Origin of the sequence: Pseudoalteromonas sp. TAE79 (genome assembly GCF_000498015.1) — a bacterium.
Taxonomy (GTDB): domain Bacteria; phylum Pseudomonadota; class Gammaproteobacteria; order Enterobacterales; family Alteromonadaceae; genus Pseudoalteromonas.
In genome coordinates, this window is sequence record NZ_AUTL01000059.1 from 1 (window position 1) to 10,646 (window position 10,646).

Consider the following 10,646-nt stretch of genomic DNA (forward strand, 5'->3'; position numbering starts at 1 on the left):
TGCGTATTCCGGTGATGGTGAACACCGATTCCGGTTTTATCGTGAACACTTAAATTCCACGCATTGGGTTCATGACATTTTTAACCTAAGTGTTCACGATGGTCAATTTTAGATTGAATTTTTCTCATAGACTCCCCCTTTAATTTTATCCGATGAGCATTGTGCATTAGTCGATCTAAAATGGCATCGGCTAAGGTATTATCGCCGATGGATTGATGCCATTCTTCGGTGGGTAATTGACTGATGATGGCGGTTGATGAACTGCCGTGCCTATCATCCATGATCTCCATTAAGTCATTTCGTTGTGCCGCTTTAAGTGGCTCAAGCCCCCAATCATCTAAAACGAGTAAGTCGATCTTAGCGAGTGACTGTAACATTCGACTGTAAGTGCCATCTGCTTTGGCTTGTGTCAGCGCAAGCATCAACCTTGAGAGTCGGTAATATTTAACGCTGTAGCCTTTCATGCATCCTGTATGCGCAAGCGCACAAGTGATATAGGTTTTACCGCTACCGCAAGGGCCTGTGATGAGTAAGTTTTGTGATTTATTCAGCCAATCACATTGCAGTAGCGATGCCATCATCGATTGATTGAGACCTCGCGGGTGATGATAATCTATGTCTCTGGCGTTAGCGGCTAATTTAAGTTTTGCCGCTTTAAGTAAGCGTTGTTGTTTTCGGCTCTCTCGGTCTTGGGCTTCACTGTCTGCTAGCAGTTGTAGTCGCTCATCGAAGGACAACCCTTCATAAGTACTTGGTTGTTCTATTTGGCTCACTAAGGCGTTGGCCATACCACTGAGTTTGAGTTGACGAAGCTGAGTTATCGTTTGTTCTAACATAGAATTTCCTTACCTTAATGGAAGCTTTTAGGACCACGGATATTTTCATGGGATTGTGGCAATAACGTCGACGGCTCTTCTTGCGTTCGCGGCAATTTATCTTGGTTGCTACTGAGTATGTCTTTGATATGTTTTAACCGATATAAACTGTATTGATTGGCTATCGCACAGGCGTTATTGAGCCGATCGGCGGGATAGCTTCTTGATAGGTTGAGTAAGCCTAAGCACACACGATACGCTTGTTCTTCATGTTGTTTCTGTGCCAATTGTGCTTTCACCCAGAGCAAAACGTCATCTCCAATATCTTTCGCCCAATTCATTAAACGCCCTGGTGACCATTTATGATGCTTCTCATGCTTTACAGGCATGTGCTCGGATGTGGTGGTCATGCCCGGATGATATTTTCTCGGGTGACTGGTGATGCGTTTATGCTTGAAATAAGCCTCAATCAAGTTGTCTTTGGCATGAAGTTCAAGCTTTTCACCCACCAAGTGATGGGGTACCGAGTAAAGATGGTTATCATACTGAACGTGATAATCAATATTCACTTTGACGTGTTTAATATCCGTGAATTGATAAGCTAGTTTGGGCATGGGCGCGAGGGCGGGTTTGTCGATTGACTCGAACCATGATTGTCGTGTCCCACTCAGTTGCTTAAAGGGCTTATTATTGACCTCAAGCAGTAAGGCTTTGATGCAATGGTTTAGCTCAGCTAATGAGAAAAAGGTTTGGTGTCGTAACTTGGCGAGTATCCAGCGTTCAATGATTTGCACGCCCACTTCGGCCTTGGCTTTATCTTGTGGTTTTCTGGGACGAGCAGGCACAATCACGGTGCCATAATGCGCGGCCAATTGCTGATAACTCGGGTTAACATCAGGGTCGTAGCGACACGCTTTACTGACACCACTGCGTAAATTATCGGGGATAACCATGTCAGGTATACCGCCGATAAATTCAAATGCTCGCACGTGACTGCCGATCCAGTCGGGTAGACTTTGGCTCCAGGTTGCTTCACAAAATGTATAATTTGATGCGCCCATCACCGCCACGAATATCTGGGCGAACTTCACTTCACCCGTCGCATTACAAACAATGGGCATCGTTTGACCCGCATAATCGACAAAGAGTTTTTCTCCTGCTTTATGCACTTGTCGCATCGAACGTTTTTGCTTTTTAAGCCAGGTCATGTAGCGATCGCAGAACTGAGAATAGCTGTAACAACGATTCGGATATTGCTGAGTATATTCTTCCCAGAGTAAGTTCTTGGTGACGCCTTTGCCCGTTAATTCTTTTCGAATGGCTGGCCAATCTGGCACTTCAAATCGCTGGGATGGCCGAGTGTCGGCGCGAGGATAGAACTGACTAGCAAGCACAGAATCATCAAGCTCGTCGGGCAGTGGCCAACTTAACGATAAAGCTCTGGCTTTAGTGAGTAGTTTTTGAATACCACCGACACTGATCTTAGTGCTGGCACTTATTTTTCTGACACTGAGTTGGGCAGCAAAATGTAGCCTCAACACTTCTCGAATTTTACGCATTGTGATCCTCTTAGTCGCCATATCCCTTCCTCAGTAATACAAAAAGGAAATAGCTTAACAAAGTAATTAATAATCAATGCGTTGAAATTGTACTGGTTTGGTGTGAACACCGATTCCGGAAAATCAGTCAAAAGTGTTCACGATAAAACCGGAATGAGCGTTCACGCTAAAACCAGAACGGGTGTTCACGATGGGCCGGAATCACTGTTCACGATGCTCCGGAATATGCAAGAGCGTAAAAGTGATCACTTACAAGTGATTTTTGTGAGCAAAGCTTAATGAGAATAAGCGGCCAAAGTTAATGCTATTGGGTGATAAAACCTGGAGAGAATATGCAGTATTGACTCACTAATTACCAAACTCGCTGCTACCGGCTACCTCATTTAAAATCAAACTTTAGATGCGTTGATTAGGTGAGTTATGAATAAAATGATGAGTCTTTCATCTCGAAGAGAGATGCTGCTGAGTATAGGAGCAACTTACAACAATGCTCGTAAGTTAGACAAAACTAAAATTTGGGATGGATTTGTAGCAGCAGCAAGTTACGACCGTAAGCACGCTATTCAACGGCTGATCGGTTATGTAATGCTCATTCCTACCGTGACCACTGAAGCGAAGTGTAGCCTAGGGTAGTTGTATATCTGTGCCTTGTGTGGGCACCGGAGCCTAAACAAGGCACAGAAGCAGTTTATGGAATAGGGGTCATAGGATATTTCATGAAATGACACGGAAAATATTAGGGTAGTGGTCACCTGATTTGAAATTTTTGGTTTGGAATTTGTGATTTGAGGTTTGTGAATTTGCAAGGGTAGGGGTCTAATTTTGAGGAAGATTAAAGAGCTAAAAAAGTGGTTTGGGCGCTTGGGCACAAGTTTGGGCACAAATCGATAAAAACTGGAATTTTTAGGATGATCTTTTGAGGCTTGGCTCTCGTTATTTTAAAATTTTGAATACAAAATAATAAAAAACTAAGAATTTAATTTTTAGTTGAATAATTAAACGAATAGATTGAATAGGGTTTTTAACTGTTTGAAATATAGAGTTTAATTGGTACGACCGAGTGGATTCGAACCACCGACCTCTACCATGTCAAGGTAGCGCTCTAACCAGCTGAGCTACGGTCGTACAATTATTTTAGGATTCTTAAATGTTGGTACGACTGAGTGGATTCGAACCACCGACCCCTACCATGTCAAGGTAGTGCTCTAACCAGCTGAGCTACAGTCGTATTACTTTATTTAAGTAAGTGTTAATTGCTTAACAACGGCGGCTAATATATAGCGTGGCGGTTGGTGAATCAAGCAAGTTTGTTGTTTTTGAGTTTATTTGCCGTTTTTTTATTCATATTGGGCTTATTTCACACGTTTTATAAAAACCTTGCCACCAAACCACATGTTTTTTAGCTGAGCTTTTAAGTAAGTTCAGTAAGTTACTTGTCGAGCCCGTTTTTACTAAGTTATTAATTTGAGGGCTTGAGATACTTTCGTTAAACCAAAGCTCGTTATAAAGTGGTTGCAGTACCTCTAGATAACCAGTTAATTGCGCTTGATAGGGCTGAATTTCTTTTAGGTAAAACTTTTGAAATACGTTGCTTATGATTTTTGCGTTTTTATTATTTTTATCCTCTGGGCACAGCGTATTAAAGTTTAGTGTTTGTACAAACTGTGTGGCGTTGTTATTTAACACGACCTGCATACGGACTGATTGAATGAGTGCTTGGTTAAATTGAAATTTATTAAGCTGCTCGAGTGCGCTAAAAATAGAATCGCTATTAATTGTACTAAACTCTTTAGCTTTAATTTGCTGCTTAATGAGTACAAGTTGCTTTAGCGCAAATACGGTATCGCTAAAACCAGCGGGTTCAGTAGTGAGCTCGTTTGAGGTGAGTTGCCAGGTACGATTTAACTCAGGTTCTTTAAATAACATGGTATTAAAAAAGTACATTAGGTGTGTTTCTTTATAGTTTTTGGCTGCGAGTATTTTTGTGTAACTAGGGCTATTTTTATCAAGCGTATTTAAGCAAACCTGCGCACTTTTAATAAAGTTTATTTGATATTTTAATTGCCCAGCAGCGCTGGCTGTTTTTCCTAATTGGTTATTGTGCTCACTTATAAGCACGTTAAGCTTACATTGGCTAATGCCTGCAAGCTCCACAATACTCAGTGTTAAGTCACTTTGTGCTATTGGGGGAGGCTGCAGTAAAGGGAGTTGCTTGAGCGGCTTAGGCTGTGTTGGGCTTGCATTAGCTGTGCTACTTAAGCGTTCAATATAAGTAGCGTTTACAGTACTTTGTGGTTTGTTGCAGCCTGTAAGCATTAAAAAACACATTACCAACAAAGCAGCTGGTAATGATTTAAGGCTGATCTTATTAGTTTTGATTGAGTGAATCACTGTTAGCAAATTCATATTTTAGACGCTTTCTTACTGTTAGCATTAATAAAATAGCAGCGACACTAAGGCCTACTATTATTCCAACCCAAAAGCCATGCGGCCCCATAGCTGGCACAATTATGTCTGTTCTTGCCAATACGTAACCTAAACAAAAGCCGATTAACCAATACGATATAAACGTAATATACGATATAGGCGTGGTGTATTTTAAACCACGAAGTATGCCATTTGCAGCAACCTGTAATGCATCGGGTAATTGGTAGACACACGCTAATATCATAATTGATGAAGCCAGAGCCATAACAGCAGGGCTGTCGGTATAAAGTTGGCTAATTAAATCACGACCTGTAAAAGTAATAAGTGCCAAAAATAGTGCAATTACAATAGCTAATATATAACTAGTCGATACGGCAACTTTTAACTGCTGTAAATTATTTTGACCATATAGATTACCAATACGAATACTTATAGCGATAGAGAGGCTCAGCGGCATCATAAACAGCAATGTAGTTACACTCGCTGCTATTTGATGGCCCGATACAGCCACTGCTCCTAAATGCGCAATAAATAGCGGTATACACGCAAATAAAGTGACTTCAAAAAAGGTAGCAAGTGAAATAGGTATACCTAGTTTAGTAATAATACCAATGGTAGTGAAATTAGGTTTTTCGAATGATGAAAGCAGGCCTTTAGCATCTACCTTTTTACTCATTTGGCAGTAAGTAACTTGTGCTATTGCCATAACAGTTAAAACAATTGCTGTGGCAATGCCACAGCCTGCGCCGCCATAAGCAGGAAAACCAAATAAGCCATTTATGAAAATATAATTTACTGGAATATTAACGGCTAAACCTAATAGGCTTATATAAAAGGCGGGTTTGGTCATCCCCATGCCCTCGGTAACGTTTCTGTATACTGTAAAAATTAAAAATCCAAACACACCCCATTTCATAAAATGGATGTAGTCAATGGCAAGGTTTGCAATAGCAGGCGTTGTATCGAGCTTTAAAATAATGGCATCTGCTAAATGGGCAATACCAAAACCTGTAAAGCTTAAAATAGCGGTTAAATAAAGCGCTTGTTGAAAATAGTGGCTAATGCCTTTGCGGTCATCGCTGCCCGAAAACTGCGCAATAATACCAGTAAGCGCTAATAAAATACCTTGCAGAGCAAGTAATAATGGGTTCCATATTCCTGTTGCAATAGAAAGTGCAGCTAAGTCAGTAGGGCTAACTTGGCCGGCCATAATTGTGTCGACTACCGACATTAAAATAAGTGTAACTTGTGCTAAAAAAACAGGTAAAGCTAGGGAAAGTAAACGCTTGGCTTCCCAATTGCAAAAGGTCATAAAAAAAGCTATTAAATAAAACAGGCAGCAATTGTAATCTATTGCGTTTCAAATAAAAATCACAGTAGTGAATGATTTTATGAGTTGATACGTTAAACTAGCACTTTGTAATAATTTTAAGTGATTTTATGTTTACAGGAATAGTGCAAACACAAGCAACAGTGGTCTCTAAAACTCAAGCTGATGGTGTGTTACGCTTAGTTGTATCGGTGAGCGATGAGTACGTTAAGCATTTAGATTTAGGCGCAAGTATTGCTATTAATGGCTGTTGTTTAACGGTTGTGCAAGTTGAGCTAAGTAATCATGATGTGGTGGCGCAAGTGCATTTTGATGTGATTGACGAAACCCTAAAGTTAACTAATTTAGGCCTGCTTGAGCTAGGTAGTTTAGTAAATTACGAACGCTCTGTTACGTTTGGTACTGAGCTAGGTGGGCATATAGTGTCTGGGCATATTCATTGTACGTCACAAATATCTCAAATAGTGAAGCTTGAGAATAACTGCAAAATACAATTAAGCTTGCCAAAAGAGTGGCAAAAGTACGTGTTATATAAAGGCTTTGTTGCTATAAATGGCGCAAGCTTAACCGTAGGCGAAGTTGATGAACAAGGTTTTTGGATACACCTAATTCCGGAAACGCTCGCCATTACAAACATTGGTGCAGCGCAAGTGGGTGACAAGTTTAATATTGAAGTTGATCAGCAAACTTACACTATTGTAAATACGGTAGAGAACTACTTACGCCATCAGGCTTAAGTTAAAATATTTGTTCGTCGTCACTGTCTACGTGTAGCTCCAATTTATTGTTAGCATGGTCTATATGCATATTTAAATGAATTGGGTTACAGCAGGCAGTGCAATCTTCTATATAGTCTTGATCGCCGCTGCTTGCGTCTAGGTCTAGATGTATGTGGTGACCGCAGTGTGGGCACGTTATTCGTTGTGATAAAAAATCTTTCATAATCACTCCAGTTATAAATAATTAAGTTAGGTTCAACTTAATCGCTTACAGATGAACCCCTACTTACTCATTAAATATAGTGTTGAAATGCAGCTTATGACACTTATTTTATACCTTCAAATACCAGCTTTTCTATATGTTGTTTAGCTTCAGTAAGATAGTGACCTGCAAAGATATTGGCGTGATTTAAAATGGGGTATAGCTGATATATTAACTTACGTTTTTCGTAATTTTGAGAAAGCGGGTAGTGCGCGTTATAGGCGCTATAAAAGTCTTTAGGCAGGGGGGCAAATAGTTCGCTCATTGCAATATCTACTTCCCGATCACCATAATAACAAGCCGGGTTAAATATTGTTGGTTCTGCTTTTAAAAATCCCATATTGCCACGCCAAAAATTGCCATGCAGTAATGAAGGTTGTACTTGATGACTATGTAGTTGCTCTTTTACGGTATTAATTAAGCGTTCGGGCTCAATAAAGTTAATGCCTTTTTCAGCGAGTAGTTGTAATTGCCACCCTATACGCTCTTCGGCGTAAAATACATCCCACTTTTTGTGCCAGCGGTTGGGCTGTATGGTCGTGGCTAGGTAATTGTCTACATCAAAGCCAAACATAGCTTGGTCATGTTTTTGATGCATTTTAGCGAGGTTGCGCCCCATATTAGTCCACGTGTCGTGGGGTTGTTTATCTAAAACAAGCCATTGTAAAACAATAAACGAAAACTCTATATTTGCACCAGTTGTAATACATTCAGGTACTTTAAAATTACTATTTTGAGCCAAAAGCTTTAAGCCAATAAATTCACTTTCTAAACGCTCGTGCTCGCTTTTTAGTGCTATTTTAACGAAGTAGTTATGCGTACCATTGGTAATATGAAATAGTTTGTCGGTGTTTGTACTTTGTAATTGGCGTTTGTAGGTGTGCTTAAAGTCAAAATTAATGGCTTGGCTGATGTGCTCATTTACTGTTTTCCACATAACAATTGCTCGCCTTTTAAACAGATACTTAAACTATGGCAAAAAGGTATTAATTTAACAATCTAAACGTTGTAAAATTAACGGCTATATTGAATAAAATTACACTTACTGTAGTGGAGTTAAAATGAACAAAAGTTTAATAACCAATTTGCTAGCGGGTTTATGTGTTGTTGTAGGTTTTATGTTTAACCAAGCAATTGTGTTGTCTGTTGGTTTATTTGCACTTTCTGGCGCGGTAACTAATTTATTAGCTATTCATATGTTATTCGAAAAAGTCCCGTTTTTATATGGTTCAGGTGTTATAGCGCTTAAGTTTGAAAGTTTTAAAGTCGCTATACGAAACTTAATATTAACGGAGTTTTTTTCAGAGCAAAAAATTAATAATTTACTCAATAAAGCACAGCCCAATATCGACTTTGAGCCAATAATTAGCAATGTTGATTTAAACCCTGCATTCGACAATTTGTTAGAGGTAATAGAGCAGTCTCAGTTTGGTAGTATGCTAGGAATGTTTGGCGGTACAGCGGCAATAGAGCCGATGCGTGAAAAGTTTATTGAAAAAATGCAGTTGTCGCTTAGTGAGATTTCTCAAACTGACGACTTTAAAGCATTAGTAAGCCAAACACTTTCACAAGGTAATAGCGCAGAAAGCCTACATAAAACGGTGCTTAAACTAGTTGATGAGCGCTTAGATGAGCTTACTCCTAAAATGGTTAAAGAGATTATTCAGACCATGATCCGCGAGCACCTAGGTTGGCTTGTAGTATGGGGCGGTGTGTTTGGTGGTTTATTTGGTTTAATAGCGGCCGTTATTTAAATCTAGCGACTAATAAAAAACATAATCATTCTATTGCATTAAATAGTGTACTTACTGCGTTAAAAATTATTTGTATAGAATAACTACACGTTGTTATTTGTGCCTGTTATTGCACTATTTTCTTAGCAAAATAATAGAGCACTAATTTAATGCAATTGGTATAACTTATTTTTTCAGGCTGTTATTATCGCCCCCATAATTTAGTCGTGTTTTTTTAGGAGCAACGGTGAGCAAAACGTTAGCCAGTTATTATCAGCAAGCATACGCGTGCGATCAGCAGCATTTTAATCAGTGTTTTTATTGTGGCTGTGAAGCGACAGAGCGCGATCATTGTCCGCCACTGCATATGCTACAAAGTATTGTTGATTTAGGTGAAGAGGCTGACTTTATCTCTATCCCTGCGTGTTATGAGTGCCATGCACTTTTACATAACGAAAGACTGATGACGATTGATGAGCGCTTTACCAAGCTTAAAAAAAAGCTCTCAAATAAATATGCTAAACCATTGCGCGTTTATAACATGTGGGAAGAAAGCGAACTTGGCGACATGAGCGACGAGTTTGCCCATAGTATTCAAGCGGGTATGAAATTAGGCAAAGAAGCCGCTGAGCGTTTAGCCTTTACGGGTTTTAGCTATGCCACAGAAGATGCCAAAGTAGCAGTGCGCGAAAAAACAAAAGAGTTTGATGTAGAAGGCATGATATTTACCGACTTTAAAGAGGCGCTTAATTACTGCATTAACGATTTAAATGTTCAAAAAAGCGACTTTTATAAAATTTTGGTTGAAGACTATCAAGGCGATTTTAATAAAGCATTGAGCCAGTATCGTCATCGTCATGACAAAGTTACTGCGGCTAAAGATGGTAATACACTTATTAAAGATTTTTCAAAGCTACATAAGCAAAACTCTGATTTTGTAACGCGTACGGTTAAGCACTTTATTAGTAAAGATCCCTCGCTTACCACCGAAGGTGCGCTTGAAAAGCTGTATAACAATTATATAAAGAAATAATTACAGAAATTCATCTTAATTAACTGCGTTTTCACCTGTTTTTTTGGCTTTATCCTTTAGGTTTCGCTAAAGTAGCAAAAAAACAGGAGATCCAAACAACATGCAAAAATTTGCACCTTCTTTATTAGCGGTTGGCTTAGCTGCTGCACTTGTAGGCTGCCAAGAAAACGGCCCACAAGACGATAAAATAACAATTAACAAAAATCCTTACCCAAGTACTTATCAGCCAATTTCTACATCAAGCACTCTTATTACAAATGCAACAGTACTTACAGGTACTGGTGAGCGTTTAGATGAGGCTGATGTATTACTTGTTGATGGTAAAGTACAACAAGTCGGTAAAGACTTAACAGCCACTGCTGATATTACAATTGATGCACAAGGGAAATGGGTAACACCGGGTATTATTGACGTACATTCACATTTAGGCGCATACCCAAGTCCGTCGGTCGAGTCGCATCAAGATGGTAACGAAATGACCAGCCCTAACACTGCAGAAGTGTGGGTTGAGCATTCTGTTTGGCCACAAGACCCAGGCTTTAATCGTGCACGCGAAGGCGGCATTACTTCTCTACAAATTTTACCAGGCTCAGCTAACTTATTTGGTGGACGCGGCGTTACGCTTAAAAACGTACCAGCACACACTATGCAAGGGATGAAATTTCCAGAGGCGCCGTATGGTTTAAAAATGGCGTGTGGTGAAAACCCTAAACGTGTTTATGGTCGTCAAGGTGTATTGCCTTCAACCCGTATGGGTAATATGGCTGG

10 protein-coding genes, 2 tRNA genes and 1 pseudogene are annotated in these 10,646 nt (G+C 39.7%); 5 read left to right on the top strand and 8 right to left on the bottom strand.

The window, feature by feature from the left end:
- Positions 1-80: 80 nt before the first annotated feature.
- Positions 81-836: an IS21-like element helper ATPase IstB gene (gene istB, locus L655_RS0102240; RefSeq protein ID WP_024603886.1), complete on the bottom strand. Its 756-nt coding sequence runs from the start codon at positions 834-836 to the stop codon at positions 81-83.
- A 14-nt stretch (positions 837-850) separates the two neighbouring features.
- Positions 851-2,395 (bottom strand): IS21 family transposase, encoded by a 1,545-nt coding sequence (gene istA, locus L655_RS0102245; RefSeq protein ID WP_024600838.1) that lies wholly within the window; start codon positions 2,393-2,395, stop codon positions 851-853.
- A 408-nt stretch (positions 2,396-2,803) separates the two neighbouring features.
- On the opposite strand from istA, the gene L655_RS0102255 reads away from it, so the two are divergent.
- Entirely contained in the window at positions 2,804-3,007 is a 204-nt protein-coding gene (locus tag L655_RS0102255) for a hypothetical protein (protein ID WP_125825535.1), read from the top strand.
- A gap of 415 nt (positions 3,008-3,422) precedes the next feature.
- Here the strand turns inward: L655_RS0102255 and L655_RS0102260 are convergent.
- The 4 genes from L655_RS0102260 to L655_RS0102275 all read right to left on the bottom strand — a co-directional run bounded on the left by L655_RS0102260 (position 3,423) and on the right by L655_RS0102275 (position 6,113).
- Positions 3,423-3,499, bottom strand: a tRNA-Val gene (locus L655_RS0102260).
- A gap of 26 nt (positions 3,500-3,525) precedes the next feature.
- Positions 3,526-3,602 (bottom strand) — tRNA-Val (locus L655_RS0102265).
- A 113-nt stretch (positions 3,603-3,715) separates the two neighbouring features.
- Entirely contained in the window at positions 3,716-4,780 is a 1,065-nt protein-coding gene (locus L655_RS0102270) for a DUF3080 family protein (protein ID WP_024603967.1), read from the bottom strand.
- Positions 4,743-6,113: an MATE family efflux transporter gene (locus tag L655_RS0102275; RefSeq protein ID WP_024603968.1), complete on the bottom strand. Its 1,371-nt coding sequence runs from the start codon at positions 6,111-6,113 to the stop codon at positions 4,743-4,745. The genes L655_RS0102270 and L655_RS0102275 overlap by 38 nt, the downstream gene beginning before the upstream one ends.
- Before the next feature lie 128 nt (positions 6,114-6,241).
- Here L655_RS0102275 and L655_RS0102280 point away from each other — a divergent pair, with 128 nt between their 5' ends.
- Positions 6,242-6,868, top strand: coding sequence for a riboflavin synthase (locus L655_RS0102280; RefSeq protein WP_024603969.1), 627 nt, complete (start codon positions 6,242-6,244; stop codon positions 6,866-6,868).
- Position 6,869: 1 nt separating this feature from the next.
- Here L655_RS0102280 and L655_RS0102285 read toward each other — a convergent pair whose 3' ends face one another.
- Positions 6,870-7,073: a CPXCG motif-containing cysteine-rich protein gene (locus tag L655_RS0102285; protein ID WP_002962509.1), complete on the bottom strand. Its 204-nt coding sequence runs from the start codon at positions 7,071-7,073 to the stop codon at positions 6,870-6,872.
- A 103-nt stretch (positions 7,074-7,176) separates the two neighbouring features.
- The gene (locus L655_RS0102290) at positions 7,177-8,049 is read right to left on the bottom strand and encodes a fructosamine kinase family protein (RefSeq protein ID WP_024603970.1); all 873 of its coding nucleotides are present in this window, start codon (positions 8,047-8,049) and stop codon (positions 7,177-7,179) included.
- A 124-nt stretch (positions 8,050-8,173) separates the two neighbouring features.
- Between L655_RS0102290 and L655_RS0102295 the strand changes: the two genes are divergently transcribed.
- The 3 genes and pseudogenes from L655_RS0102295 to L655_RS0102305 all read left to right on the top strand — a co-directional run.
- A complete protein-coding gene (locus tag L655_RS0102295; protein WP_024603971.1) occupies positions 8,174-8,866 on the top strand; it encodes a hypothetical protein in 693 nt (230 codons plus the stop codon).
- A 226-nt stretch (positions 8,867-9,092) separates the two neighbouring features.
- Positions 9,093-9,878: a hypothetical protein gene (locus L655_RS0102300; protein ID WP_002962505.1), complete on the top strand. Its 786-nt coding sequence runs from the start codon at positions 9,093-9,095 to the stop codon at positions 9,876-9,878.
- Positions 9,879-9,978: 100 nt separating this feature from the next.
- Positions 9,979-10,646: pseudogene (locus L655_RS0102305) on the top strand (amidohydrolase); the annotation flags it as partial.